Origin of the sequence: Ilumatobacter sp., from assembly GCF_046290335.1 — a bacterium.
Taxonomy (GTDB): Bacteria; Actinomycetota; Acidimicrobiia; order Acidimicrobiales; family Ilumatobacteraceae; genus Ilumatobacter_A.
In genome coordinates, this window is the sequence record NZ_JBKAGH010000002.1 from 615,938 (window position 1) to 641,390 (window position 25,453).

Annotated in this window: 25 protein-coding genes; 8 read left to right on the forward strand and 17 right to left on the reverse strand. The window is 64.3% G+C overall.

Going from position 1 to position 25,453, the window contains the following annotated elements; all coding sequences use genetic code 11:
* Nucleotides 1-51: 51 nt before the first annotated feature.
* Nucleotides 52-429, reverse strand: coding sequence for a hypothetical protein (locus ACE37B_RS11295; RefSeq protein ID WP_409923421.1), 378 nt, complete (start codon nucleotides 427-429; stop codon nucleotides 52-54).
* 625 nt (nucleotides 430-1,054) lie between these two features.
* On the opposite strand from ACE37B_RS11295, the gene ACE37B_RS11300 reads away from it, so the two are divergent.
* Nucleotides 1,055-1,468, forward strand: coding sequence for a helix-turn-helix domain-containing protein (locus tag ACE37B_RS11300; protein ID WP_409923422.1), 414 nt, complete (start codon nucleotides 1,055-1,057; stop codon nucleotides 1,466-1,468).
* A gap of 16 nt (nucleotides 1,469-1,484) precedes the next feature.
* Here ACE37B_RS11300 and ACE37B_RS11305 read toward each other — a convergent pair whose 3' ends face one another.
* From ACE37B_RS11305 to ACE37B_RS11315, 3 genes are all read right to left on the reverse strand, one after another.
* The gene (locus ACE37B_RS11305) at nucleotides 1,485-1,766 is read right to left on the reverse strand and encodes a hypothetical protein (RefSeq protein ID WP_409923423.1); all 282 of its coding nucleotides are present in this window, start codon (nucleotides 1,764-1,766) and stop codon (nucleotides 1,485-1,487) included.
* Between the two features lie 102 nt (nucleotides 1,767-1,868).
* A complete protein-coding gene (locus ACE37B_RS11310) occupies nucleotides 1,869-2,306 on the reverse strand; it encodes a hypothetical protein (protein WP_409923424.1) in 438 nt (145 codons plus the stop codon).
* A gap of 251 nt (nucleotides 2,307-2,557) precedes the next feature.
* A complete protein-coding gene (locus tag ACE37B_RS11315; protein WP_409923425.1) occupies nucleotides 2,558-2,968 on the reverse strand; it encodes a DUF6349 family protein in 411 nt (136 codons plus the stop codon).
* Nucleotides 2,969-3,308: 340 nt separating this feature from the next.
* Between ACE37B_RS11315 and ACE37B_RS11320 the strand changes: the two genes are divergently transcribed.
* From ACE37B_RS11320 to ACE37B_RS11330, 3 genes are read left to right on the forward strand one after another with little or no spacing between them, the layout of a single operon-like run.
* The gene (locus ACE37B_RS11320) at nucleotides 3,309-3,641 is read left to right on the forward strand and encodes a hypothetical protein (RefSeq protein WP_409923426.1); all 333 of its coding nucleotides are present in this window, start codon (nucleotides 3,309-3,311) and stop codon (nucleotides 3,639-3,641) included.
* Between the two features lie 22 nt (nucleotides 3,642-3,663).
* On the forward strand, nucleotides 3,664-4,254 hold the full coding sequence (locus ACE37B_RS11325) for a hypothetical protein (protein ID WP_409923427.1): 591 nt from the start codon (nucleotides 3,664-3,666) through the stop codon (nucleotides 4,252-4,254).
* On the forward strand, nucleotides 4,254-4,553 hold the full coding sequence (locus ACE37B_RS11330; RefSeq protein WP_409923428.1) for a hypothetical protein: 300 nt from the start codon (nucleotides 4,254-4,256) through the stop codon (nucleotides 4,551-4,553). The genes ACE37B_RS11325 and ACE37B_RS11330 overlap by 1 nt, the downstream gene beginning before the upstream one ends.
* 425 nt (nucleotides 4,554-4,978) lie before the next feature.
* On the opposite strand, the gene ACE37B_RS11335 is transcribed toward ACE37B_RS11330, so the two are convergent.
* Genes ACE37B_RS11335 through ACE37B_RS11345 form a run of 3 tightly spaced genes read right to left on the reverse strand, consistent with a single transcriptional unit; the run spans nucleotide 4,979 to nucleotide 6,230 of the window.
* A complete protein-coding gene (locus tag ACE37B_RS11335; RefSeq protein ID WP_409923429.1) occupies nucleotides 4,979-5,308 on the reverse strand; it encodes a hypothetical protein in 330 nt (109 codons plus the stop codon).
* The gene (locus ACE37B_RS11340) at nucleotides 5,308-5,910 is read right to left on the reverse strand and encodes a hypothetical protein (RefSeq protein WP_409923430.1); all 603 of its coding nucleotides are present in this window, start codon (nucleotides 5,908-5,910) and stop codon (nucleotides 5,308-5,310) included. Before ACE37B_RS11340 ends, ACE37B_RS11335 begins: the two co-directional genes overlap by 1 nt.
* Nucleotides 5,907-6,230, reverse strand: coding sequence for a hypothetical protein (locus ACE37B_RS11345; protein WP_409923431.1), 324 nt, complete (start codon nucleotides 6,228-6,230; stop codon nucleotides 5,907-5,909). The genes ACE37B_RS11340 and ACE37B_RS11345 overlap by 4 nt, the downstream gene beginning before the upstream one ends.
* A gap of 279 nt (nucleotides 6,231-6,509) precedes the next feature.
* Here ACE37B_RS11345 and mobF point away from each other — a divergent pair, with 279 nt between their 5' ends.
* Nucleotides 6,510-10,820 (forward strand): MobF family relaxase, encoded by a 4,311-nt coding sequence (mobF, locus tag ACE37B_RS11350; protein WP_409923432.1) that lies wholly within the window; start codon nucleotides 6,510-6,512, stop codon nucleotides 10,818-10,820.
* A gap of 158 nt (nucleotides 10,821-10,978) precedes the next feature.
* On the opposite strand, the gene ACE37B_RS11355 is transcribed toward mobF, so the two are convergent.
* From ACE37B_RS11355 to ACE37B_RS11375, 5 genes are all read right to left on the reverse strand, one after another.
* Nucleotides 10,979-11,530: a hypothetical protein gene (locus ACE37B_RS11355; RefSeq protein WP_409923433.1), complete on the reverse strand. Its 552-nt coding sequence runs from the start codon at nucleotides 11,528-11,530 to the stop codon at nucleotides 10,979-10,981.
* Nucleotides 11,531-11,667: 137 nt separating this feature from the next.
* The gene (locus ACE37B_RS11360) at nucleotides 11,668-12,150 is read right to left on the reverse strand and encodes a hypothetical protein (RefSeq protein WP_409923434.1); all 483 of its coding nucleotides are present in this window, start codon (nucleotides 12,148-12,150) and stop codon (nucleotides 11,668-11,670) included.
* Nucleotides 12,151-12,360: 210 nt separating this feature from the next.
* Nucleotides 12,361-12,666: a hypothetical protein gene (locus tag ACE37B_RS11365; protein ID WP_409923435.1), complete on the reverse strand. Its 306-nt coding sequence runs from the start codon at nucleotides 12,664-12,666 to the stop codon at nucleotides 12,361-12,363.
* Complete coding sequence (locus ACE37B_RS11370) at nucleotides 12,663-14,435, reverse strand: hypothetical protein (RefSeq protein ID WP_409923436.1); 1,773 nt, start codon at nucleotides 14,433-14,435, stop codon at nucleotides 12,663-12,665. Before ACE37B_RS11370 ends, ACE37B_RS11365 begins: the two co-directional genes overlap by 4 nt.
* Nucleotides 14,432-16,534: a type IV secretory system conjugative DNA transfer family protein gene (locus tag ACE37B_RS11375; protein ID WP_409923437.1), complete on the reverse strand. Its 2,103-nt coding sequence runs from the start codon at nucleotides 16,532-16,534 to the stop codon at nucleotides 14,432-14,434. Before ACE37B_RS11375 ends, ACE37B_RS11370 begins: the two co-directional genes overlap by 4 nt.
* Before the next feature lie 393 nt (nucleotides 16,535-16,927).
* On the opposite strand from ACE37B_RS11375, the gene ACE37B_RS11380 reads away from it, so the two are divergent.
* Genes ACE37B_RS11380 through ACE37B_RS11390 form a run of 3 tightly spaced genes read left to right on the forward strand, consistent with a single transcriptional unit; the run spans nucleotide 16,928 to nucleotide 19,255 of the window.
* Complete coding sequence (locus tag ACE37B_RS11380; RefSeq protein ID WP_409923438.1) at nucleotides 16,928-17,710, forward strand: hypothetical protein; 783 nt, start codon at nucleotides 16,928-16,930, stop codon at nucleotides 17,708-17,710.
* Nucleotides 17,700-18,707 (forward strand): hypothetical protein, encoded by a 1,008-nt coding sequence (locus tag ACE37B_RS11385; RefSeq protein WP_409923439.1) that lies wholly within the window; start codon nucleotides 17,700-17,702, stop codon nucleotides 18,705-18,707. Before ACE37B_RS11380 ends, ACE37B_RS11385 begins: the two co-directional genes overlap by 11 nt.
* Nucleotides 18,704-19,255 carry a hypothetical protein gene (locus tag ACE37B_RS11390; protein ID WP_409923440.1) on the forward strand — a complete coding sequence of 184 codons (552 nt, stop codon included), beginning with the start codon at nucleotides 18,704-18,706 and terminating at the stop codon, nucleotides 19,253-19,255. Before ACE37B_RS11385 ends, ACE37B_RS11390 begins: the two co-directional genes overlap by 4 nt.
* A 1-nt stretch (nucleotide 19,256) precedes the next feature.
* Here ACE37B_RS11390 and ACE37B_RS11395 read toward each other — a convergent pair whose 3' ends face one another.
* The 5 genes from ACE37B_RS11395 to ACE37B_RS11415 form a co-directional block, all read right to left on the reverse strand.
* Entirely contained in the window at nucleotides 19,257-20,084 is an 828-nt protein-coding gene (locus ACE37B_RS11395; protein ID WP_409923441.1) for a toprim domain-containing protein, read from the reverse strand.
* A gap of 369 nt (nucleotides 20,085-20,453) precedes the next feature.
* Entirely contained in the window at nucleotides 20,454-21,845 is a 1,392-nt protein-coding gene (locus tag ACE37B_RS11400) for a hypothetical protein (protein WP_409923442.1), read from the reverse strand.
* Nucleotides 21,845-23,353 carry an SCO6880 family protein gene (locus ACE37B_RS11405; RefSeq protein WP_409923443.1) on the reverse strand — a complete coding sequence of 503 codons (1,509 nt, stop codon included), beginning with the start codon at nucleotides 23,351-23,353 and terminating at the stop codon, nucleotides 21,845-21,847. The genes ACE37B_RS11400 and ACE37B_RS11405 overlap by 1 nt, the downstream gene beginning before the upstream one ends.
* On the reverse strand, nucleotides 23,353-24,738 hold the full coding sequence (locus ACE37B_RS11410; RefSeq protein ID WP_409923444.1) for a hypothetical protein: 1,386 nt from the start codon (nucleotides 24,736-24,738) through the stop codon (nucleotides 23,353-23,355). The genes ACE37B_RS11405 and ACE37B_RS11410 overlap by 1 nt, the downstream gene beginning before the upstream one ends.
* The gene (locus ACE37B_RS11415) at nucleotides 24,738-25,448 is read right to left on the reverse strand and encodes a hypothetical protein (protein ID WP_409923445.1); all 711 of its coding nucleotides are present in this window, start codon (nucleotides 25,446-25,448) and stop codon (nucleotides 24,738-24,740) included. Before ACE37B_RS11415 ends, ACE37B_RS11410 begins: the two co-directional genes overlap by 1 nt.
* Nucleotides 25,449-25,453 lie beyond the last annotated feature (5 nt).

The window sequence follows — 25,453 nt, forward strand, 5'->3', positions numbered from 1 at the left end:
CGAGATCCGAGCGGCGGCACAGCGCCGCACCTCGGAGCGGCTGGCGAAGACTCAGCTGACGATCTCACGTTGCGCAGCGATGGACCAGTTGTCGAGCAGCATCAGCATCTGTTCGAGGTCAGCCCGCTCGCCGGGTGCATTCACTTGCACGGTCTCAGTCCACCAGGCGCCAGTCGGTGACGTCATCGTGACCGTGACGCGGCCCCAATGCTCGGTGCGGTACACGAAGAAGAACGCAATCCCAATGACCGACCAGAACGTCAACACGCCCATCACCAACGACCACACCGGCTGTACGCAGTTGGCACCCCACGACGACTCCCACTTCCACCGCGTTCCGACCAAGTCGTAGACGCCGATCGGGGTGTAGACGTGACTGTCGGTCACCGTCATCTGCGCCAGTTGCAGCCGAACTGGTTCGCTGGTCATGAGTTCACCGTCCTTCCTTCCTCGTGGTCGTCACTTGCGGGATCGGCTTCTCCGGGCGGCGGCCAGGAGCCGCTGCACCACTGCGATGCGTCGAGGAAGCGTCACCATTGCGGACGACTCTTCACGGGAAGGCGGCGACGGATCGATTCGGCCTGCTCCGAAGATGTGTACGGCACGAACACCACTCGTCGGTGCACAGCGACGCACTCATGGAACGGCTCCTCCGGGTCCACTCCGACGGTGACCATGAAATGACCACAGGACGGGCAAACCCACGGCATCTTGACTTGTGTCCCGCGTAGCTCAAGCCCATTCGTCATCGCCGTCACGTCACACGACCTCCGTGCGGTGCGCCGCGGGACAACGCTGGCCCGCTCCATTGACCCCTACGAGATGCATGACATCGCTCCGATCTGTTCGAGCGTTCGAGGAGGCCGAGTGCGAAGCTGGGGAACACCCAGCATCCCACCCGTCTACCCCAAGTGTCAACCCGCCACGTTGGGGAAGATGCACGGAGCCCGTTGGTGCCATGCCCACCTATGGGTCACGAGCCGGAGTTCGTTTCACACCGCTGAACCGAGGGAGCACCAATCCGAGGTATGCGGACGCGCTCTACGCTCGTCGCGTGGACGGGATCGACAACAGGGAGTGGCTGGAGGCGCAGCTCGAAAGGAACGTGTCGATCACCAACATTGCTGATGTCGCCGGCGTGTCCCGCCAGACCGTTTACGCATGGATCGAGCGACACAAGCTTCGGCCAGTTCGTTCTCAACGAGTTCGACCGCCGCCGGACGAACTCGCTCGGCTCTACGACCGATGCCGCACAACGCGCGAACTCGGCGAACAACTTGGCGTCGCTCCCGAGACCGCTCGGCGCTGGCTCATCGATGCAGACATCGAGCGCCGGCGGGCGCGTCTCGACACTGGCGAAGTGCGGGCCAAGCGTCTGGCAGGAGCGACCATCGCGCAGCTCGCGATCGACCACGGGGTCGGCAACGACACCATCCGCCGGCGGCTCGACCCGTCATGGGGCGAGTGACGCCAGCCGCAGCAGATCAGACGATGGCAAACGCTTCGTCTGGGATCTCGGAGTCGGCACACGACTCGCACAGGCAGATCGGGACGACTGCCGGGGTGCGGATGACGTCGCCCGTGTCGAAGTATGGCTCGCCTGGCTCAACGGCGGGGATGGCGGATCCAGCGGTGCACAAACCTAAGCCCTGATACGCGCACATCGTTGGCTTCGACGCCCACGCCCACCGAGCCCGGTTCGGAAATCGAGCAAGCCAGAAGTCCGCAGCGGTCACCACCATCTCGTCGTGGTCCATCTCGTTCACGACCATCACATTACAGCCTTGACAGATGGGGTAAACGGGTTGCCGTGAAGGTTGAGGGTCAACGCGATCGGGAAGTCGAGCTGGGCTATGCCGAGTTCTTTGCTATCTCGAAGCGGCGCGGCGGACGGTTTCGTAGGCGACGCCGAAGTGGTCAGCGATCTTCTGCCACGTCCAGTCGTCCTCGCGGAGCTTGTGGATCTCATCGACGTCGATGTCGGCTCGTCGTCGACCTCCCGACACGCTCGGCTCAGCCATCTCGACCCCGGCCTGGAAGAGCCACGTCCGCATGGCCGCCGGCGAGATCTCGTACTCGGCGGCGAGTGGCCTGATGGAGCCCACCCGTTGATAGTCGGCGGCCAGCTGCTCCGGCGACGGGCGACTGTCGTGGCGGGTCGTGGTCGAGAGTCCGTGGCGGCCGACCCACGTCGACGCAGTCTGGCGAGAGACGCCGGCCTGTTCGGCAATGGCTGTGACGGTGTCGCCGGCGTCGAGGCGAGCAGCGACCCAGTCGCGGTCGCGAACGTCAGGGGAAGTGGACACGGTGCACATCATCTCACGTCGCCCCGATCGCAAGGTGGGCGATCCTGTCGTCGTGGCGGCGGTATGCGCTCCACTGAGCGGCGGTGAGTTCACCGAACCATTCGTTCAAGACCATGAGAACAGCTCCTGTCGTTGCGCGACCTTCGTCGACAACATCGATGCGGCGGTCCAATAGGTGCGACCGCACGCGGGTCGACCTGGACGAGGAGGGTGGCACTGGGCCGGGCCCTGGCGAGTCGAGTGTCGTGTGATCAGAAAAGACCGAGTTGTTCCTCCGCACGCTCCGAGAGCGGCCGACCCCGCCGTTCGGGATCTTCAGCGACGATCTCGCCACACATGTCGTAGAAGCCCCTCGACCAATGCGACCGCGACCCTCCCCCGACCCGAGTCGTACGGATCACACCGCCACGCTCAGGTGACAGCGACGCCTCGAGGCCGAAGCCGTCATAGAGCGCAGTGATCTGACGCGCCCACTTTGCGAACGCCTTGTCGTTCGCGTCGGAATGGTGACGAGTCACGATCGGCACCGACCTCCACCCGACGAGCGCGTGGTCGAGCGCATCAGCAATCGCCGCACCCTCGTCGCCCGGATGCTCCTCCGAGCCCGCCCACCCGCACCCGACGCACGCACCGCGGTACACGATTGCTCGCCGAGTCGCCACGTCACCATGTTGACCAGGCGTGTCGAAATCCCAGCAGTACGTGTCCTCCACCGTCGCCTGACACCGACCCTCGATCACAACGTCGTCAGCGCCAATCAGCGAGCGACCCGGCCACCACAGAGCGACCTCGAAACGACGCCCCGTGTGGAGGAAGCTCGCAGCACACAACTCACCCGGCTGAGCACCACACATACCGCACCTCGACAAGAAGCAGCGGTCGTCACGGCTCGACGTCCAGGTCAAAGCTCCAACTGGTTCAGCGACAGAAAGCTCGTCCATAGATCCAACATTACTCCTTTCTGTCTTGACAGTCAAGACAGAAAGGAGTAATGTGTTCCACATGGCAATGACCGAAGAAGCCACCACTTCTCGCCCAGCCCCGATCGGGGGAGTCGGTCCTCTGGGGCTGGGCGAAACCATCTCAACAGTCATCCGAGCCACCGAGGGCACCTGCCCCAAGTGCGACTTCGTGACCCTGAACCAGCACTCGATCGGAGCAGTCGCTGCAGCAGCAGCGCACACGCGCACCGAGCACCCCGCAATTGCCGAGGCCCGCTACTTCTTTCCCGAAGACGCCTGGCAGCGCATCCCCGTCGACTTCGGCTTCACCACCGTCGACGCCGTTCTTCTCCCCGACGCCGGACAGCTCGCACTGTTCGACACCACCCGCTGAACACCACTCCCAGGAGCACCCAATGGAACCCACCACCCTCAACACCACCACCGCCGACAGCACGACCATCGCCCTGAGCGCATGGATCGATCCGACCGTTGAGGCCATCGGGCACGATCCCCGCAGCCGCTACGTGGAGACCTACTGGCTGGGCGTGCTCGGCCCGACCGCCTCTTGGGTTCTGCGCCGTTGGAGCGATGTCCTCGACGCCAACCCCGACGGCGTCGAGATCAACCTCACCGAACTCGCCCGAGAGATGGGACTGAGCTACACCATTGGCCGCTCATCCCCGTTCGCAAAAGCCATCCAACGCCTGATGATGTTCGGCCTCGCCCACTCGACACCGTTCGGGATCGCCGTGCGCCGCAGCATCCCCGACGTCGCACACCGCCACGTCCGCCGCATGACCGACGACCTCCAAGCCCGCCACACCCTCGATGTCGCAGCAACAGCGGCCACGCTCGACGACTTCACCCGGGCTCACACGATTGCTCTCGCCATGCGCACCGCAGGAGACGAAACCTCCCGCATCGAACGCCAACTCGTCGCCATCGGTATCGCCGCCACCGTCGCCGAAACAATCGCCGCCAACCTTGCAGCACTGGATCGCTGATGATCGCAGGAGACGAAGCCGACAGCTGGAACGACGCCGGACCCTGCCCCGCATGCGGACAGAACGACTGCTGGCTCGGCTGCCCCGACGCTGAGATCGACACCGACGTCCAGAACGACATCGACGAGATGCTGTGCGGCTGCGACTACTGCAACATGGTCGGTCAGCCGTGCTGGCAAGCGCGCTCCCGGCGTAGCAACGCTGACAGGGTGATCGCCACGATCGAACTCTCGCCCGAAGGCGAAGCCGCACTCCTCGAACTGCTTGGCCGATCAACAACAGCTGGACCCGACGAGTGATCCTCTTATCGGAACGCGTTAGAACGCAGTCCGTTTCGAGCGCGTCTGCCAGCGTCCAGCATCGACGGGGATGCTCCACAGCCGGCGCAGCCGATGGAACTCGCGACGCGCCACTACCGGACAGGCTGCGCCACGATCCTCAGCAGCACCGACGATCGAGCCAAGCGAGCCGAGTAACACGCTGCGCCACGCCACATGACGGTCGCCGTGGTCCTCGATCCGATGCGACATCGCGACGATCACCTCAGGATCTTCGGTCGCTTGCAAGCACACGTCGATGAGCACGCCCTGAACATCGTTCTGGTCGCAGCCGTGCCGAACACAGTGATCCACCAGGCCTCGCAAAGCGACATCGATTGACACATCGGTCGACGCCGACAGTCGTTCCCAGATGTCGGACAACTCCGAGCACATCACCACGCCAGTCACCGCTCCAACTCAAGTCCCTCGACCGCGTCGCCGAGACGATCGTGCTGCACGTAGCAGCCACCCGACGCCCAGTACGCACGGCCGTCGTCACCCAGGTACATGTACCGGCGAGTCATGATGTGCTTGTACATCTGAATCACGACCCCGGTCGACAACAGCACCTCGGACATCCACATGAAGTCCGCCGGCTCGATCGCCGCTGGCATCACGGCACTGTCGCCCACGAACGCTTCGAGCGGCTCCCAGTTCGTCGCAGTTGCGTCGCTCGTCCACCACACCCCATCAGCACCAGCGGCCCAGCCCTCCGGTTCCTTCGAGTGCCTCATCAGAAGTCGTAGTGAGGTCGCTCGACGCTCAGGCCACCATCGGGTTCTGAACGGTGGCCGCGTACGAATCGGAAAGGGCCCGACCGGCGACCCTCGAGCGCCATCGCAGCAAACCCGGCCCGAAACCACAGGCCGTCAACCAACCCCGGTGGCGACACCTGCGTCAAAGCTCGCCCAGCGACCACCGCAACGAACCCGCACTGGCGTCCCGGGAGTCGAGCAGGAGCGGCAGCAAGCTCTCGCAGCGCCACGATTCCCGCCACACGATCAGCACGAGCAGCTGACCGGGTGACATCGCTGAGCAACATCACCGCACTGTGCGGAACTCGCGACGGCATCGACGCGATCCATGCTGAGACATCGTCGAGGCCGACTGGTCGATCCAACACGCTGCGACCAAGCCATCCAACCCGCAACGCCACCCGCAGCAGCGACTCGGCACAACCCTTGATGTACGGATCGTTGCCTGGCCCGTCATGAACACTGCCGTAGGTCGTCAATGCCGCCGCGGCGATCGACGCCCGCCGCCACGACGACGCCGCGTCGATCGGGTCAGCCGGAATCCACGTCAGCGACGAACGCGACGCTTTCAAGTCGTTCACGACGCACCATTCGCCGCGGGATTTGCAGCCTTGCGCCCATCATCGGCAGGCGCACGATCCGCGATGAGCTTGACTGCTGTGCGGACCCTTGCCGGTGACCACTCGATCACGTCGGCAATCGCGACAACGTCGGACACCTCAGCGATCGCGGCCAACGCTTCAGCCGCCTCGACGTCGAGGCCGTCCAACTCGTCGCTCAGCCGCCGTCGCCGGTCCTCCACCGCGAAGAACTCGGTGTAGCCCTTCGACTCACGATCACGACGATCCTTCAGTCGATCCAGAGCAACCCGCTCCGCTTCCGATCCTGCCTTTCGAGCCATCGCTCGCCTCCAATCATCTCGACGCTCGCACCGATCACGAACGACTCGATATCTATGGGCACGGCACCGGGCGAACGTTTCAACATCTGAAGCGCGAAACACGCCAACACCGATCACGCCCGACGCCGAGCCACCAACCGTCGGCCCAAGCCATCGACCGCAGAACCCGCACCAACCGAACCGCCGACTCACTTTTTCTCACCACACAGATGCACTGGCAAGCCAGTGCTGCACAAAACCGGCGAAACGGGAGCCCCCAAATGGACCCATACCCCTCTGATGCTGTCGGTATGGAAGCTCCGGGTCGGGGCCGAGGACTACTACTTGGAGCGAGTCGCCAAGGGCCTCGACGACTACTACTCCGGTGCAGGAGAAACGCAGGGCGAGTGGATCGGGACAGCGTCGGGAGCGCTCGGCCTCGAGCACGACGTCGCCAGCGAAGAGCTTCGATCGGTCCTCGCCGGCCTCGCTCCGGGCACCGCTCTGACGCCGAACAACACCCAGGTCCGCACCTTCAAGAACCGAGTTCCCGGCTTCGACCTCACGTTCTCAGCACCCAAATCGGTGTCGATCCTCTACGCGCTCGGAGACCCGCTCGTGCGTGCCCAGGTCGTCGAAGCGACCGATCTGGCGGTCGGGGAAGCCTTGAGCTGGCTCGAGCGAGAAGCGTGTTTCGTGCGGCGTGGGTCCAACACTCACCCGGACAAAACGTCCGAGTTCGAGAAGTGGGGGACACGGCGACTGCCCGGTGCTGGGTTCATCGCTGCCCAGTTCCGGCATCGCACGAGCCGTCAAGGCGACCCGCAACTCCACTCCCACGTGCTGATTGCGAACATGACCAGAGGGCCCGACGGCAAGTGGTCAGCGCTCGACGGGCAAGCCATCTTCAAGTCGAAGATCGCGGCCGGAACCGTCTACCAATCGGTGTTGCGCAACGAGTTGACGCAGCGCCTCGGCGTCGAGTGGACCGAAGTCCACAAAGGCCTGGCCGACATTATCGGGGTACCTGACATGGTCCGCCGGCAGTTCTCCAAACGGCGTGCCGAGATCGAAACCGAACTCGCCCGCACCGGCAGATCCGGGCCCGACGCCGCGAACATCGCCGCGCTCACGACACGCACTGCGAAGCATGAGATCGACCAGGAGACTCTCGACGCTCAATGGCTCGAAGAAGCCGCGAGCATCGGGTACGGCCCCAGCGACATCAACGATCTGCTCGATTCCGCGAATCCTGCGTCACGCGGCTTCGCCGCCGACACTGCCGACGGCGTACTCGCAAAGGATTCGCTCATCTCGATCCAGTCACACAGCAGGTACCACGGATCGATCACTCACGAACAGCTCACGATCGACCAGTTCGCCAACCGGATCGGCCACAAGCTCCCCGAAACCGATGCCATCGTGAACCGGCTCGGCGTCCAGAACGCCGTTGCCGACCAGCTCGGCGGAACCGGCTCCGCACGACTGCTCGAACGCCTCACCGACGCCGTACTCGCACACCGAGAACTCGTCCCTCTCCCTCGCGAATCGGAGCACCACGTTGCATGGGAGCAGCGCTGGACCACCCGCACACTCATCAACAAAGAGACCGATCTCACCGCGCTGTTCACCCCCGACCCGACACCCACAGCAGGCCTCGTCGACCCCGCCCTCGTCGAGCACTACATCGCCAACATCAACACCACCCTCGGCCCCGACCAGGCCGACACTGTGCGACGACTTGCGACACAAGGCCTCGCTGTCGAAGCCGTCGTCGGCAAAGCCGGCACTGGCAAGACGTACACGATGAACGCCGTTCGTGAAGTGTTCGAGTCCGCTGGCTACAACGTCGTCGGCACCTGCCCCACAGGTCGAGCAGCTCGAGAACTCTCCGAGGGCGCCGGAATCGACGCCGTCACCATCCACCGATTCCTGGGCAACGGTGTCCACGAACTCGACGACCGCTCTGTGGTCGTGGTCGACGAGGCAGGAATGGTCGGCACGTTCCAGTTCCACGAACTCGCCACCAAAGCGCGACGCGCCGGGGCGAAAGTGATCGTCGTTGGCGACCATCACCAGCTCCCAGAGATCGAGGCAGGAGGATCATTCGCCGCGCTCCTGCGTGCGATCGAGGACCAACGCTGCGAACTCACGATCAACCGACGTCAGCGCCACGAATGGGAACACCCAGCCCTCGACCACCTCCGCAACGGCGACATCGCAGCATTCTGGAAGGCATACATCGATCACGACCGAGTCATCCTCGGTGACGACCAGGCCGAGGTCCAGGGACGCGCTGTCGCTGACTGGTTCTCCGCATACGAGTCCGGATCGAACGCCCACATGCTTGCCGGGACCGTGTCCGAAGCGAAGCTCCTCAACGACGTCGCACGAAGCTTCGTTGCGCGCACCGGGCGCCTCACCGGTGACGCATACGACATCGCTGGCAAGGACTACCAGCGCGGCGACCGAGTCCTGTTGACCAAGAACATGCCCGGCCAACTCGACCTCGACTGCGGCAAGAAGATGCGTGTCGACAACGGAATGATCGGCACGATCACGAACATCAACCACAAGCGCCACGAGATCGACATGCAGCTCATCAGTGGTCGGAACATCCGTCTCGGACGCCAGTACGTCACCGAAGGGCACCTCACCCACGGATACGCCACCACATTCCACAAGGCCCAAGGACTCACCTGCGACGACGTGTTCGTCGTCGGCCCACGCGGCATGTACCGCGAGTCTGGCTACGTCGCCCTGTCAAGAGCGAAGAACGAAGCACACCTCTACGCCACCTCCAACGACGCCGCCGTCATTGGAGAACAGCCACACACGACCGGGATCCCGTTGCCCTCAGAACGCATCGGCGACGCACAGTCCGATGTCGTCGGCACACTCAACCTGTCGATGGCCAAGCAGTTCGCCATCGCCCATCAACCCGACCTCGTCGCCGTATCCGACCTGGCCCACAGCCACACGATCGGGAACCTCGAAGAGCGCCAGGGCTACATCAACCGCGTCGCCTCACAGCTCCGAAAGGACGGCCACACCGACCCGTCCCGAGCCATCAAACACCACGCCGACGCCACCATCCACCGCTCCCTCATGCACATCGGAGGGCGCGTCAACGCCCTCGACCGCGACAACATCGGCACCGTCACCCACCTCATCGACAGCACCGGGCAAGCCAACGTTCAGTTCACCAGCAGCGACGGCGAACGCACGTACACCAAGGTCATGGACTGGCAGAACCTGCGACCCGTCGACTCACCCGCGCCGGCGGAGATCACCCCAGCAGCAGCGAAATACCTCGACGAACTCGATCAGATCCTCACCGACGAACTCGAGAACTGGGAGAGAGCACTCCTCGAACACGGCGTCGAGGTAGCCGACTTCGAGATGATCCCCACCGCCATCGAGCAGCGCCGCACACAGCTCGTTCACCAACTTCGAGCCACCCCGCCAGCATGGCTGCGCTACTGGGTCGGCGACCGGCCAACCGACCCGACCGGTGCCGTTGTCTACGACGACCACCTCTCCAAGCTCGCCCAATGGCGCGACACACACCACCTCGACGACACCACCGAGGGCTACGGCCCAGCACCCGCCCACCCCGAACTCCGGGCCCGATGGGAACGACTCCTCGACGGCGCACTCACCGCCCGGACATGGCTCGCCAACCACCAGCCAAGCCTCGATGTCGAGACGCATGACCCGATCGACCTGCTCGCCGCACGCAACCGGATCATCGAACTCGAAGCACTCTTCGACGCCGCGCCCGCCGACACCCGACGCATGGTCGACGACCTCACCGGCAACACCACCATGACCGTCGAGGACCGCCTCGAAGCACTCGCCATCGCCCAGAAGGGCCTGACCGAGCGTGCCGACTGGATCCTCGAACATTGGCCCAACGTCGTTGAATACCTTGACCTCCAAGACCTCACCATCGACGCCGGACCACTTGATCACTGGCCCACACCGCTGCCCGCCGCAGCCCAAGACCTCTACAACCAACTCGCCGCGACTACGGCCGACACACCGCAGCCACGCACCCTGGTCGAACTCGACCTCGCGCTCATCGAAGCAAGCCCAGCCCGCCAAGCAGAACTCGCTCGCCATCAACGCAACCAGATCTACGACGCCATCGACACCCTCCGAGCCGACACGACGCCCGCCGGTTTCGACGTCCGGTCCGAACAACTCACACGCCTCGTACATCGACGCGACGAACTCACGGACAACATCGAAACCCTCGACGCCCTAAGACGCCTCGACGGATGGAACGCACGCCCAGACCCGCACCTCGCTGCTGCCATCAACCAACGCACCAACCACCTCGCACACCAAGCGATTAGCACCCACCAACAGTGGGTTGCGAACTGCGTTCAACAAGCCCAGATCAGCAACCCATCTGCCCGTATCGACGAGATACGACGCCTCGTGCTCGACGTAGCCGGCTACCGCGAACGCGCCGGTCACGCCGGAGCGGACCCAATCGGGCCAGTGCCTACCGATGGACCTCTCGTCGAGGCGCACACATCACTCACAACCCGCCTCGACACAAGAGCCGGCATACCCGCACCGGCTGACCTGTCGATCGACTGAGGGGCGGACGAGCACCAGACCGGTCACGATGTCGACACAATATGAGCGCAGCCGGTGAGATCAGCGCCCAAATCTGGGGCGATCTGAAGTGCTGCACTGCTCGGTCTGGCCGTATGGGTGTGGACGTAGATATCGATACTCGAGTCGGTTCGTTGGGGTCAGCGCGACGGCGTCGCTGGTTCGGTGAGCATCGCGATCGCGTCCGTTTCAAGGGTGTCGACGCGATCCTTGAAGGCTGCAATGGCTGCCAACCCATTGGCGACCACTTCGAGGTCGTGCTTGTCCTTGTAGATCGGGCCCATCACCGCGTCCGGATAATCATTCAGGAACGATGCGAGTTTGCCCACGGTCTCGCGAAGGTGGGGATCAGATAGGAACAGTCGGGCACGGGTGATCGCCACGTTGCGGCGCTCGATGATCTCACGTTGTCGAACGCCGGTGTCCGTGTCGACGAACTCGACGAGATCGTCGTGGGTCATCTTCCAGAACACTGGGAGCAGGACCTCCATTAGTTGCGTCCACTCGCGTGCAGGAAGAAGCACGTCGACCACGAGTTCGCGGTCGACTCGTCGACGTGACGCGTCGGCGTCGAGGGTTGCCCGATTGTCGTGTCGGGCGTTGGTCATACGCGTCGCGGTGAGAGCCGCGCCGGCCGAGATGATTGGCGACGCGATCGACACTGCGATCGCCCAGGTTGTTGTGTCTGCCATCGTCGGCGCTTATCGCTTCTCAGTGTCGGGTCGTCGGGGCGGCGGCGGGGTATTGCGTACTTCGCTCCCACCAGTATCGGGCCGGCCCGGCGGGGGCGGCGGCGGAGGTGGCGGGGGTTTCTCGTTCTCGGACATGTTCACCTCCCTACGAAGATGCTCAGGACTCCGATGGCGGTGAGGCCGAGAGCGACCACCTGGACGGTGAGCACCCAACCAAGCCAGCGAAGCTTCGAGTCGTTGTTGCGATGGTGTTTGACGGCGTCCGCGAGGAGGCTGGAACGGAGTTCCTCGGCGGTGGCGTTCTCGAAGTACCAACCGAAGGTGCTCGGGTCCGATTCGAACACCCAGCGATACGGGACCAGAACGATGATCGCGCACACCATTGAGGTGGCGAACCATCCGACTGACCAGCGTGCCCAGCCGTCAGTAAGTGTGAGTCCGGCGTTGCTTCCGAGTCCCGCAGACACGCCGACGGTTACGCTCGCTGCGCTGAGCAGCGTGGCGGATCGGCTGCGGAAGTCAGAGAGAAGTCCGCGCTGTGCCTCGACCGCCTTCCAGGACCGTTCGAGGGCGAGGGTGAGCCGTGCGTCGCCGCCCGCCGATTCCTCAACCATCGCCATGCGGACGATTCTACTTCGCAGGTGTAACGCGCTCGCTGGTATCGGTGCGTCGCGTTGTTGGACATCGCCCAGGCAAACAGGAGCACTTCGGCACCCGCGGCAGGAGCAACCACCGGCGCTCAACCCACTCCAGAATGACGATCGCCCCGAGGGCTACGGCCGCCGGTGTTGCGTTGTTCCACAAGACCCTCGACCAGTCGATACTGCTACTTACAGGCCTTCCTGCCAGTCCACCACTGCCTCGGAGAGCGCTCTCGCAACGGTGAGGTCCGGGCGGGGCCCGGAGCGAAGTTTGTCGACTGCCCCGATCAGTTCGAGCAGTGATGCGGCCAACGGATCGTGATGCTCGGTATTCGTGAACGGAAGCGAAGCGTGGTGTTCTGCTGACGCTGTTGCGCTCCACTCGTCGATCGCTTCAACGAAGGCGTCGCTGAAGGTCACGTCGTTGTCGGACCAGTAGATCGTCGAGATGAAGCGGTCGATGGCGGCGAGGTTGGCGTCGGCGATGTCGGTCATGGTGCCGACGGCTCCGGCGTCGACGGCGCCGCAGGTTCCGAGCTGCGCCAAGAGTCGAGGATTGCCAGCATCGGATCAGCTGGCTCAGGAACGTCGACGGCGGGCGATGGGAGCATTGACGGATGAGCGTAGTACTCCCAGCTGCCCTCGATTCCGGGCCACTCGTCCTTCAACTCGCGCAGCGCTTTGGCTCCGTCACCGTTGTTCATGGCGACGGCGACTGCGACAGCGGTACTTGGGTTCGCGTCGACTGAGGCGAGCACTCGCACGACCTCAGCCGATGACACTTCCAGGGTCTTGGCCATCTCGACAACGGTGGTCGGTGTCGGATCGCCGAGCGCCACTCGACGAAGGACTTTCATCGATAGCAGTCGTTCGCCGCGTGCGATGTCGACGGGCGCCTCGATAGTCGGCGTGGACCTCAGTTCGGGCAGGGTGATCTCGTGAATCGCTGCTGCGACTTCATCGGGCGGGTACATCGTCGGGGACTCCGAATCACCGGTCGCGGTCAACAGCGCCTCGTTGACTTGGCCAACATCGCGACCGAAACGGGTCAGGATGCGCGCCGCCTGTAGCGCTGACTGACCTGAGTCGGCGAGGATCGTTGCCACCTCAGCAGAGTGGTCGATTCGGTAGATGTGCTTGACGAGATCTTGAGCCTGGTGTTCGTCCAGCTCACCGCGCAGCGCCGTCAGGAAGTCCTTGTCGCTGCTGTCGGACCGTTCGATTGCTGAAATCGCCGGCACGGAAACGCCGGAGAGGTCGCGCTGCTCGGGCCGCGATGCTGCGGCCGTGAGCGGCGCTACTGGTGTCGCTGCTGACGCTCCTGGAAGTTCGATGACGTTCGTGTCTGCATCGGGTAGCGCGAAGTCGTTCAGGTCGACGATCAGCTTGACGCCGAGTTCGTGCTCGAGCGTCCCGACGAGTTGCTTGGTGGTTTCCAGCACCTTCAGCGCGGTCTGTTCGATCAGTTTGGGGTCGCCTCCGGACCAGCCGGTGATGTACGGCACCGAGTAGCCCTGAGAGTCGAGGCCGATGGTCTGGCCGAGCAGGTAGGCGACTGATTCGGCCTCGACCTCGCGCATGTCTCGTGTGAGACCACCGACGCTTCGTTCGTGGTGGTCGAGCTGCACGTGCGCCCATTCGTGAAGCAACGTCTTGACCTGCTGGGCACCTTCGAGCGTTGACGCGATCCGCACTTTCGCGGCGTTGTAGTCGGTGTACCCGTTCCATGATTCGGTGGGTGTCGGCGTCTGGAACCCGACGTCGTAGCCGTCGGCTTCGAGGTGCTCTTTCACGGCCGAGAACACGTCTTGCCACCGGTTCGCGCCGGTCAACAGTGCCGGTGCTACTGCGTCCTCGCCGATGTCGGGGCTGGCGACGAGCTGGCCCTGATGAAAGACCTTGACGGTGCGGAAGCCGCGCAGGAAGTGTTTGGTGACCTCGTCACCGGTTGTCTCGTCGACCGTCTTGGCCGATCCTTTCATCGGCGCCAGAATCCGCAGGCCGCTTTGGCCCTTCGCTACCTGGCAGGTGCCGCCATCGGTCGATGGGATGCGCTGCCAGGTGCGGTAGCCAGCCACGTGGCCTTCCGCTCCCTGCATGGCGAGAAGCATCTGGTTCTGTGGCGAGTAACGGTGGAACGTTCTTGCGGCCGACAGGTAGTTGATCCAGTCGTCGCTCGACGCCATGTTCGTGAGCTTCTCCCGCAGTGCGTTGTGGAGCTCCTCGACGGCTTTGCCGTGGTCGACACGGGGGGAACGGCTCATGACGACACCTCGCTGTCGTTCAGGTCATAGATGACCGGTTTTGGTTTGGCTGGTGTTGTGGACACCGAAATCGAGTCCTCAAACGGCAGCGAGTCCGGCGGCGACGGCGGCACAGGCGCTGGCGCCTGGGTGGGCTCGGGCCGGGTCGGGACGCTGGTGCGTCGCCGTTGCTTGGTGGGAAGCCACGGGCCGGACCCGCCCGGTTCGGAGCGGAACGGCGGAGGCGATGGGACCATCGCCTTCAACGCCTTGTTACGCCACCACTCGCGCCCGTAGATGTGAGCCGGTGGCATGTTCGAGTGGATCAGCAGCGCCGAGCCGTACTCCGGGAGGCGGGCGAGGAAGTACGGGACCATTGCCTCGTTGTTCTTCTGCCCGCTGATCGATCGGCGACCCGAGCCGGACCCGACATCGTTCGACCAGGATCGACGCTCGATCTCTTCGTCGCCCACGATCTTGGACACGTAGCCCAACGTCGAGTCGTCCGAGGCTCCAGGAAAGAACAGCTTCGTGGCGTGGTTGGTGAGCAACGTGTCGGCACGTTTGCCGTACGCCTCGTGGATCTGCGCGTAGGACTGCCAGATCGTCACGAGCTGGATGCCGATCCCGGCGCACGTCGATGACACTTCGGGAAGCCAGTCGAGGGGCATGTTGCCGGCCTCGTCGATCAACATGAGTAGCGGAGCGGGCAGCCGATCGCCGCGCATCTCCCACTCGTATGCCTGTGACTTCAAGTCCGAGAGCAGCCCGGCGAGCACTGGGGCGAGGCGCTGGTAGTCGTCGAGCGACACGAGCAGGTACAGCGTGTTCGCCTTGTCGCCTTCGGGGCCGGTGTCCATCAGCCAGTCGAGATCGATCCACTCGCCGTCACCGTCGATGTCGGTCGCGGCGATGACGTTCGGGTCGAGCCACGGATCACACACCGTCTGAGCCGTGGCGTACACCGACGCGACCAGCTTCTGGTCAGGCTTCTTCCAGATCGCGTTGAGGTGGCGGATCGCGGCTGCGGCAGCGTCGCGAGAGTCTGGATTGAACAGTGCGGCGCGGAGGATCTCTTCGGGTGGGCACCCGGTGTCGGACTCGGGCATTGCCATGTCGAAGACCCACTCAGCAACGTCTTTCATTGACGGCTTCCGACTGAGAGCCGACGAGCCGAGCAGACCGGTGAACAGCAACTTGCCTTGAGTCGACCAGAAGTCCATGCCGCCCTCGACACCTGCCTGAGGTGTCCACGCCGCCATTGCTTCGCCGGCCTTCTTCGCACCCGAGGGGGTGTGCGCCATCCGCAACGGAGACCACTTGCCGACCTCGGTGTCGCTGACCTTGATGTGGGAACTCGACGTCGCCAAGAAGCCGCCAGGATCAAAGACCCGGACTTCGCCCAGCGATCGGCGTTGCTCGATCGTGATGTCCATCAGGTCGCGTTTGACCGACAGCACGATCGCCGGTCCGTTCCACTGCAACAGGCCCGGAATCGCGCACTGCGACGTCTTGCCGCACCGGGTCGGTCCGGTGATCGCGATCGACGTCACGTCACCCTGCTGGCCGCCGCGAAGCTCTCCGGTGATCCGCGCCCACAGCCACTTGAAACCGCGCGGATCGGGACCGGCCCAACGACGGTTCTCTGTAGCGAGGAGACGGCCTCCCCACGTCCCGAAAATGAAGCGCCCGGGCGACGCACCCGAGACCATCAACGGTCGAATCTCGCGCTTGGTTGCGAACCGTGCGTGAGCGTCCACACCGAGGCGTCGGCGTGTTGACGACAGTGCCATCCAGATGCGCCGACCGATCACCAGAAGGGCAATGAGAGCGACCGCGATCAGGACTGTGGACAGCCAATAGATGACCGGTCCCGGCAGCAGTTCGGACACGGTCTCGGGCCATGCTTCGGCCGGTCGGCCGGGGTCACTGACGAGTCCGGGGATGGCTCCGAGCGAGTCGCCAAACCCAGCGCCGACTATGCCGTGGCCGGATACCGCTGCGGCGAGTGCGGCACCGGCCCACACGATTGCGCCGACGGCTGCGGCGCCCACCGTGAGGACGATGAGGATCTGTTCGAGCGGCGACATTTGCCCGCCGGAGGGAGTGGTGTCTGGCATGAACACCACTCAGCACGAGACGCCTCCCGGATCTGTCCCGATTCTGAGGTAGCGCCACAGAAATCTTTGGGAGCGCCGTTTCAGACTCCGCTCAACGCCTGCTCGGCGGCTCAAAAAGGGGCGGGTCGTCGACCGGCAGAAATCTCTGTGCGCCCGCCCGTTCCCGGACCTACGTCCCAACAACATTTTCCGAGATTTCGTCTCCCAGTTCTCTCCCGACTTCGCGTTGGGGCTCTCCCAGGTTTTGGGTTACCCCAGCTCACGGCCTGTTTCGGGTCGGGCTGCGACGTGCAGTTCACCGTTCTTGGCGATCGCTGAATCGGGACAGATCCGGGAGGCCACAAGCAGAAAGTGAGTGTCGACCAACCACCACGAGAGACAGAGGTCGACACCATGTTCACCACCCGCATCGTCAGCGAACTCAACCGAGAACTCGAACGCTGCTGCTCCCCGATTCGACACGCGCGAATCGTCTGCCGATGGGTTCGGACCGAGCCCGAACTGGCCCATCTCACCATTCGCGAGATCCTCACTCTCGCCACCGTCCCCACCGCCGAACAGAACCCACCGTTGCGCTCACTGCTGCGACTCCACCAGGCCGGTGACCCCGACGCCGGGACCGTCCTCATGGCGGCTGCCACGCCGATGCTCACGCGCATCGCTGCCATCCGCAAACCGCAAGGTTTCAGCCAAGTCACGAGTACAGAGCTGAACAACTTGTGGGGTGCGTTCGCGCACCTCATCGCGACGATTGACCCCAACGTCGAGCTTCGCCAAGAGCCGTCAAAAGACGAGCGGCCGATGATCGCCTACCTCGGCCCCCGGGTCGGCACGAGCCACGACATCATCGACCCTGACGAGCGTCGCCACCGTCGTCGCAACAGACAATCTCGAGAGACCTCCCTGCAGACGAACGACTCGCACGCGGACGACTGCTCAGTGCGCTTCCAGGACCACAAGACCAACGTCGCCGAGACCGCAATCGCTTCGCTCGAACTCGCCCGAATCGTCGAAGTTTTCCACTCCGGACAGATCAGCGAAACGCGTTGGAGAGCCCTCATCGAGCACCGCCTCGATCGCACGCCACCACCCGAAGGATCGAGCGCTGTCGGCCGCCGACTCCAAGCCATGCGCGCCGGACAACAGCTCTCAGAACTGGTCGGCCATGCGGCCTGACAATCACATCGTCCTGATGTGGGGATCCAAGGGAGGCGCCGGCACCAGCGTCACCGCGGCCGCCGCCGCTTTGCACGAAACGAAGCCCGTCCTGCTCGTGGACCTCGACGGCGACGCCGCGTCGATCCTCGGCGCTGATCGCTCTCGCAGCGCGATTGGAGCAAACGACTGGCTCGCCCACAATGACGTCGAAGGCGCACGGCTCACCGAACTCGTTGATCACATCGACGACACGACCAGCGTCCTGCCCAGCGGTGTCAGCGGGGATGTCCGACACGCCAATCCGCAACGCCTGGAACAACTCGCGAAGTGGATCGCCGATCAGCCCGGCATCGTCATCATCGACGCCGGTACCGGACCGCCACCACAAGCACTCGTCGACATTGCGGACCGCAATGTCATGGTCACCCGCGCCGACTACCTCGCACTCTCAAACCCCGGCGTCCTTGCGTCCAACCCCGACGAGATCGTTCTCGTGAAGGAACCCGGTCGGGCCCTCAACCAACGCGACATCGAACGGGCCATGAACGCTCCCGTCAACACCGTCATCGAACTCGACCCAGTCATCGCGCGAAGCGTCGACGCCGGAATGTTCCTCGGCCACCGCGGCCTCGAACGAGCGACCAGCAAGATCACGAACGCCGACATCACACCTGACCGTCTCCCCGAACCAGAAATCGACTACGGCATGCGGTGGACCTCGAACACCACCGACGGCAGCTTCCGCGTCAGCTACAACCCCGGCACCCACCAACTCACCGCCACGAACAACGTGACACACAGCACCGAGATACTCGGCCGCTACGACGACATTGCGTCGGTCGACCGTGCCCTTGAGGGATGGGTCGACAAGCACAACGATGCAGGTGGCCTCGACTGGCTCGAAGAACAAGTCGGCGTCGACGCACCCGACTTCGCCGGTCCCCGCACCACACCGGTAGCGGCTCGCCTCGCGCCGCCGCCCCCAACTCACGACCTTGGAATCAGCCTCGCATGAACGACGCAAACGACGACTTCGACCGTCTCGCCATCAGCGCCGGAATCCCCGACATCCCGCGCACATGTCGGCCGCTGCGCGCAGACGACGTCATGCAGCGATCCAGCGAGCTGGTTCTCGTTGACCAAGACGACGCAGACCCCGGACCGAGCACGATGGTGTGCGGTTTCGGGACCGGCTTGTGCAAAGCGAGAAGCGGCTGGAGCGAGACGCTCATTCTCGTGCTGGACCGCACACCCGAAGTCGCCAAGGTGTTCGACCCAGGTCCCGGCCGAACACTCGAGACCAGCTGGTCGCTCGGCACCGTTTCCGTCAACGGTCCGGTGGTCGTGTTCTGCTCCATCGCCACACAAAGCGACAGCGACCGTTCGCCCCGACGGTTCACGATCATCTTTCCGCCCATCGCAACCTTCGTCGCCGAGTTCGCCGACGCCGGTGTCTTCGCGCTGACCCTCCTCGACGAAGACGACGACGGAGAAGACGGCAACCTGATGTGGTTCGTCGAGAACGATCCAGGTACGTGGGCGGCGTTGCCACCCCACGCGTGAGTCAGAGACCCAGGTCCATAACGGACCCGGCGTCGAGGTTCGTCAGCGGCGCAGCATCGACGCCAACAACAGCACACCGGTCGAACACCGACGTCCACTCGTCAGTGACTGCCGCCCAGTCAGACAGATCCATCCCGTCCGGTGGAACCACGTTGTCGACATCGACGATGCCACGCTGGGCGAGCAGCCCGATCAGCTTCGTTGCGCCCTTCGCTCCCGACTCCGACACGTCGCAGTCGAAACACACTGCCACTGCGACCTCGTTGTCACGCACGAACCCGGCAATCGCATCGGCCACTCGGCCGTCGGGATACATCGACCCCAACACCGCGACGGACGCGAACCCGGCCTGCGCCGCGGTGAGCGCATCTGGTGCTCCCTCGGCAACGACGAGAACACCGCGGCGGGCCTCGACCGATTCGGGCACCGACGTCCACGCGACACGCGGGTTCGCGGCGTGTCGGCGCGACGGGTTGTCGTACTTGTCGCGACCCGCCGGCGGGTCAAGGAATCGGGCCTGGAAGTAGGCAACGTTGCCGGCACGGTCAAGGGCCGGGAACACCGCTGCCGGCCACCCGCCTGGCAGCCCCTTCGGCCGCGGCAAGAACCGCCGGCCCGGATCTGCGCCGACCTTGTTGGCCCGCAACACGTCGTCACCCAAGCCCCGTTGGTTCAACCATTCGTGCACGGCCCGTCCCGATCCAGTCCACAGCAGCTTCTCGCAGCGCTGCACGTACTCGACCGCCTCGCGGGCAGGCTGGCCGACAGGACGCGACTCCGGTGCGGCACGGCGCGGCAGCACTTCAAGATGCGCGTGGTTGTCGTTCAACCAGCGGATCGCTTCACCTACCGGCATTGACCGTGCCGCCATCACCGCGTCGATCGCCGTGCCCGACTCGCCACCTGACCAACACCGCCACCGCTGCGTCCCCGACGAATCAACCGACACCTTCACCGACGGACGCGCATCTTCATGCGTTGGTGACGGGCAACGCCACTGCCGACCCCGCCCCTGGCCCTCCCCGGGCGACAACCCGTCCAACACCGCAACCAAGTCGACCCTGGCCAACAAATCGTCACGCCCGATTGCGAACCGTTGGTCACTCACGGCCCGGTCCACGTTGAGGGTTCTTCATCCAGACCGACGAAACGTCGACAATCCTGACGAAACCTCAGCGCACGATACGAAACCATGGGATTACGCAGCCATTGCGTGGTCTGTGTTGCAGATGTCGAACTCGTGTGCCGCGATCACGTGTTGAACCACGGCCCAGCGGCCGGCCACGTTCCACACGGCTCGTCCACGGGTCAGGCGGGGCAGCAACTCGACCAGACGGTCATTCATCTGCATCGCTCTACCGGTGAGCGCCAACTGGTCGGTGGCTTGGCGGAACACCACGCGGGTCTGCACGTCACCCAACAAACCCTCGGCGACCTTGGCCGCCGACGTACCCGTGTCGGCTTGTGCCTGGAAGTCCGACAGGCGGTGCGTGATGAGCGTGTTCCACACACCCAAGTCGCGGCACAGCTTCAGCCGAGCCTGCAGTGCTTTCGCAGCCCGCTCCGATGCCATCGTTGCCCACACCTCGTCGTCGACGAGGATCCCGCGGCGACCCTGGTCTTTCATCGTGGCCATCTGCCCGGCGAGCGTTGCCGCGGTCGCCATCTGCACGAGCGGCAACGCGTCGAGGTTCGAGAACACCGCTGACAGGTCGACCACGACGCCTTGGCCATCCATCTGATCGATCGACACCGTCGATTGACCGTCGAACATGCCCCGCAACGTCTTTTGCAGCAGCTTCGACAACGCCAACCGAAGCGCCGTGACGGCTGTGTTGACATCGCGTGCTTCCATCAGCTTCAACTCGTCGAGCGACATCAACTCAGCCGGGAGCTCACCGAGTAACGCGGCGAGGTCGACCAGGGTCGGAGGAAGCCGCAACACAACGTGCTTGTCGTCGAGCACCTCGATTGCGGTGGTCAGCAGCGCCTCTTCCACTGGGTCGAGGTCGCGGCGCATCACCGTCGACAACAGTCCCGTCACCAGTTCTTGACGGTTGCGCAACGAGTCCGAGCGATTACCTGGGCCGGGCGCGAGCGGATTGAGCCGGTCGAATCCGCCAGGGAACAGCTTCACCACGGGCATGTCCAGCGCCCGTGCAAGCGGTCCGTACTCGCCTTTCGGATCCGAGATCGACAAGAACCGGCGGCGCCCGTAGAACGCGGCCTGCCGGTATAGCATCGTCTTGACGGCCGACGACTTTCCGTTGCCCGGCTCGCCCAGGATCAACATGTTCGAGTTCGTCAGGATCGTCCCGCCCCCGAGGTCCTTGCCGTACAGTTCGAAGGGGTCATAGGACCAGGCCGAGTTGCCATCGGTGACGTTGATCCCGACATACGGCGACGCCGACGACTGCAACGCACGGCCGCCGTGGAACGGGTAAATCGACGCGATGTGCGCTGTCGTTCCGGTGTGTCGAGGAATGCGCAGTCCGCCGCCCGCACCCGACACCTTCGCGACACCAGGAATTGTCGGGGTCGGGTCGACCACAGACGACTGGTCGTCGGTCTTGTTGAACCAGCGACCCATCACGACTCTCCGAATCGGCGAGCGACACTGCGCCCGAGCGGGAGCGAGGACACCCACCCATCGGCTTGGCGTCCCCACAGCGGTTGCAACTCGACGCCCGCATTCGCCGCCGCCTGCTCGAGGTCGGCGCCCTGTGAGTCGAGCGCATCGCCGGTTGGTGCCGTCAGCGTGACGAGGCCCGTGTACCGGCATTCCACGAACCCAGCCGACAACTCCATCTCACGTGACTCGACCTCGGTGACCGCCTTGGTGTCGGCGCGGCGAATGATGTTGCCCTTGCGCCGGCGTGACTCGATGTTCGCTTCGCGCTGGGTGCGTTCCCGATCGACGTCGGAGTCGGACTTGGACGGTGCGACCGGTTCGAACACGGTCGTCAACGAACGGGTACATCCCGATTCGAACATGAGCGAATCCATCCACGACGCTGCGACCTCGCGGCGCGGCCATGATGCGAACCACCACGACCGATGAAACGCGCCGTCGATCGTTGCTGAGCCCAGTTGGTCTTCGACGTGCATTGGCCCGAACGTGGGAGCTGCGACTCCCGTTGCCGACGCAAGGGAGCGCTTGAGTGTCGTGAGGTGTTCGACCACGGCGGGGTTCGCCCGCACTCGTGTCGCGGTCACCACATCAGACGCCGACAACACACCTTCGACGCGAAGCCCGGAGCCGTTCAGTCGCCCGGCGAACAGTCGTGTCTGTTCGGCCACGAGACGCAGGCCGGTTGCCAGCACCGACTCACCGCGGGCCTTGGACACACGACGCAGATCGACAGTGACCTCGACCAACACTTCGTGGTTGACCACGTGGGCCGAGGTGTCGCTCAACAACTGCAAGTAGCCAGCACGAGCAGGGTGAGGAGCCTCGTCGGCCCACTGGTTCTCCAACTGCGCAACGGTGTCGCGAATCGCGACGGGTGACGTCCAGTCGTGAAACGTCACCCTCGACACCGTCGAGTTCTCGCGAGCGAACCCACCAATCGCCGCGCCCCACTCGTCGATCCGCATGTCCTGACCAGCGGCATCGACAAGGGCAAATTGTCCATCACCCGAGACCCGCAGAATCGCCGTCAGCGAACCGGCCTGATGATCCCGCACGACGCCGATCGCCACGTTCTGGCCGGGTGTGATCCACGCGACCTCGAACTCGAACAAGTCGATCCCCGACAGCACAGGCGGCAACGCACCCGGTTGGTCGTCATCGGTCACCAGAGCGACCGGCCGATACCAGGTGTTTCGCGAACGCAGCTTGCGCCACCACCAGATCACCAACGCCGGCAGGATCTCGTGAGCTGGGCGGTTCCGGATTCGGCCGAACCACAACGACCCCGAACCGACGGCGACGATGATCGCAACGGGGATTGGAATGAACCCCGAAACCGCCAGCCACGCCGACAGCAGCGTGACCGCGGCAACGGCCACCATCGTCGGTGGCACGGTGCCGAACAAACCGGAACGGCGACGCTCACCGAACCGGTAGCCGCGCAACACGCTTGCTTCTGAACTCATCACGATCCTCCACTCACATCACGACCCGACCCAGCTGGAGGCGGCGTCGGAGAACCCGACGACCCGCCACCCGCTGAATCCGATACCGAACTTGCTGTCGATTGCGCCGTCGACTTGACGGCCTGCCCCGCTGACTTCGCCGCAGCAGCAGCCACCACCAACGGCGCGGCTGGGCCCGCTGCAGGCGCCGCTGCAGCGGTACTCGCACCACCTGCCGCTGCTCCGCCACCGACCGCGGCAGCGCCTCCACCGGCAAGAGCCGACCCGCCTCCTCCACCAGCTGGCCCACCCGCGAGCGACGACGCGCCGTTTGCAGAGCCGCCACCACCGATGCCGAAACCGGCCGAGCTGCCGCCCCCACCGGACCCACCAGCGGCCCTACCTGACAGGCGCTTCACCGTCTGGCCTCCGTAGTAGGAAAGCTGAGCTGTCTGCATCGCTCCCCGCATCGGCGCCGACGCAATTCCCTGGGCCACGACGGCCGCAGCAACGACGGGCATCAACTTCCACGTCAGCATCGGCATGAACGCCGCCAGCATGAACAGCACGATCCCCGACACGAGAGTGCCCAGCTCGGCTGCGAGGTTGTCGCCCACGCCCTCGCCCGGCTGGCCAGTTGCACCGAGTCCATCGAGCGCCGACACCGACACGGCCATCGCCAGCACCATGATCGGCTTTGCGATGATCAGAGCGACGAGCAGCTCCAGGACCTTCTTTGCCGTGTCACGCAATGGCGGGAACAGCATCGCCGGGAAGCCGAACGCGACTGCGTAGATGATGACGAGGTAGATCAGCGATTCACGGACGAACAGCACGATCCACATGAACAGCATCGCGACCAACAAGAAGAGACCGAGGAGAGGACCGGCGAAGGCGAGGTTGCCACCACCCGAGAACACGGCCATCTCCATGATGTTGCCGAACGCGCTCTCGGCGGAATCCCGGCTTTGGAGCCACACGTAGTCGGAGATGCCGTCGGCAATGTCGATGGCGAGCTTCGAGAACCCCACCACCGAGAACGCAGCGAACGCTGCCATCGGCAGGTCGCGACCGACGGTCTGAACGACAGCCCGAGGTGATCCGCCGACGACGGCTTTGATCACGGCGAGCAGCACCAGGATCGCAACCATGGCGACCCCGATACTGAATGCGGTGTCGAACGGTGTTCCACCATCGATGACCGGCGCGCGGTCCCCCGAGAACCATTCGGCCTCAGGGTTCGGCGACGACGCGGTGTCCATGAAGTTCCACAGCGCCATGAGTAACGCCATGACGCCTTTGGCAATCCAGTCCGAGATTCCGCCGACGACGGTGTCCCACGCCCACCCGGCCGCGGCTGCGAACGGTGTGCTCAGGATTCCGATGACGTCTCCGAAAATGCCCATCAGTCCTTGCTCCTTGTGGTGTCAGCGAAGACCGCCGGGTCCCACGTGTTGATCTCGATGAATTCGCTCGGGCTCGAGGGCAGAGCGCCGTCGGACCCGGTCGGAGTCGGGCCTTCGGTCACGACGACCTCGTCGATCTTCCAATCGCCGCGCTCCCACACCAGATCGATCCGGTGGGTGCGGAACAGCGACACGACGGCAGCGTTCTCTTCGCCGCCCGTCACGACCACCGACCACACCCCCACGGTCGCTGAGGTGTCGGTCGAGGAGTGGACCGTTGCTTGCAACGGCGATTCGATCCAGACGCGCTCACGCAACGCTGGACCGAGTTCTTCGATCAGCACCATGTAGTCCTGAACGGCGTCGTCGATGAACCTCACCGCCCCGCGCTCCGACATCAACTCGACCAACGCGTTCTGCAGGCTCAACGGGTTCAGCTCCATCAACTGGGGAAACGACGCAACCCAATTCACTGCCGACGTCGATGCTCCGCTGCGTGTTTGTGGATACCCGACCGGGATGCCGCGAACGGCGGCCACGGCCACAGGTCGATCATCGGCTTGCGGGACTTCGGTCGACCCGTTGCCCGCTGCGACCACGACGTCACTGGTGACGCTGGCCGAGTTGTCGTCCACCACGAACGATCGAACTGACCAGACGACCAACAGCAGTGCCGCAACAGCGGCCGCAGCGAGCTTTGGAGCCGACATCGCCG

What these genes read in the sequence shown, in the direction of transcription:
- ACE37B_RS11295 (WP_409923421.1), bottom strand. Translation starts at nt 429, where the DNA reads ATGACCAGCGAACCAGTTCGGCTGCAACTGGCGCAGATGACGGTGACC.
- ACE37B_RS11320 (WP_409923426.1), top strand. Translation starts at nt 3,309, where the DNA reads ATGGCAATGACCGAAGAAGCCACCACTTCTCGCCCAGCCCCGATCGGG.
- ACE37B_RS11325 (WP_409923427.1), top strand. Translation starts at nt 3,664, where the DNA reads ATGGAACCCACCACCCTCAACACCACCACCGCCGACAGCACGACCATC.
- ACE37B_RS11330 (WP_409923428.1), top strand. Translation starts at nt 4,254, where the DNA reads ATGATCGCAGGAGACGAAGCCGACAGCTGGAACGACGCCGGACCCTGC.
- ACE37B_RS11335 (WP_409923429.1), bottom strand. Translation starts at nt 5,308, where the DNA reads ATGAGGCACTCGAAGGAACCGGAGGGCTGGGCCGCTGGTGCTGATGGG.
- ACE37B_RS11345 (WP_409923431.1), bottom strand. Translation starts at nt 6,230, where the DNA reads ATGGCTCGAAAGGCAGGATCGGAAGCGGAGCGGGTTGCTCTGGATCGA.
- mobF (WP_409923432.1), top strand. Translation starts at nt 6,510, where the DNA reads ATGCTGTCGGTATGGAAGCTCCGGGTCGGGGCCGAGGACTACTACTTG.
- ACE37B_RS11355 (WP_409923433.1), bottom strand. Translation starts at nt 11,530, where the DNA reads ATGGCAGACACAACAACCTGGGCGATCGCAGTGTCGATCGCGTCGCCA.
- ACE37B_RS11360 (WP_409923434.1), bottom strand. Translation starts at nt 12,150, where the DNA reads ATGGCGATGGTTGAGGAATCGGCGGGCGGCGACGCACGGCTCACCCTC.
- ACE37B_RS11365 (WP_409923435.1), bottom strand. Translation starts at nt 12,666, where the DNA reads ATGACCGACATCGCCGACGCCAACCTCGCCGCCATCGACCGCTTCATC.
- ACE37B_RS11370 (WP_409923436.1), bottom strand. Translation starts at nt 14,435, where the DNA reads ATGAGCCGTTCCCCCCGTGTCGACCACGGCAAAGCCGTCGAGGAGCTC.
- ACE37B_RS11375 (WP_409923437.1), bottom strand. Translation starts at nt 16,534, where the DNA reads ATGCCAGACACCACTCCCTCCGGCGGGCAAATGTCGCCGCTCGAACAG.
- ACE37B_RS11380 (WP_409923438.1), top strand. Translation starts at nt 16,928, where the DNA reads ATGTTCACCACCCGCATCGTCAGCGAACTCAACCGAGAACTCGAACGC.
- ACE37B_RS11385 (WP_409923439.1), top strand. Translation starts at nt 17,700, where the DNA reads ATGCGGCCTGACAATCACATCGTCCTGATGTGGGGATCCAAGGGAGGC.
- ACE37B_RS11390 (WP_409923440.1), top strand. Translation starts at nt 18,704, where the DNA reads ATGAACGACGCAAACGACGACTTCGACCGTCTCGCCATCAGCGCCGGA.
- ACE37B_RS11400 (WP_409923442.1), bottom strand. Translation starts at nt 21,845, where the DNA reads ATGGGTCGCTGGTTCAACAAGACCGACGACCAGTCGTCTGTGGTCGAC.
- ACE37B_RS11405 (WP_409923443.1), bottom strand. Translation starts at nt 23,353, where the DNA reads ATGAGTTCAGAAGCAAGCGTGTTGCGCGGCTACCGGTTCGGTGAGCGT.
- ACE37B_RS11410 (WP_409923444.1), bottom strand. Translation starts at nt 24,738, where the DNA reads ATGGGCATTTTCGGAGACGTCATCGGAATCCTGAGCACACCGTTCGCA.
- ACE37B_RS11415 (WP_409923445.1), bottom strand. Translation starts at nt 25,448, where the DNA reads ATGTCGGCTCCAAAGCTCGCTGCGGCCGCTGTTGCGGCACTGCTGTTG.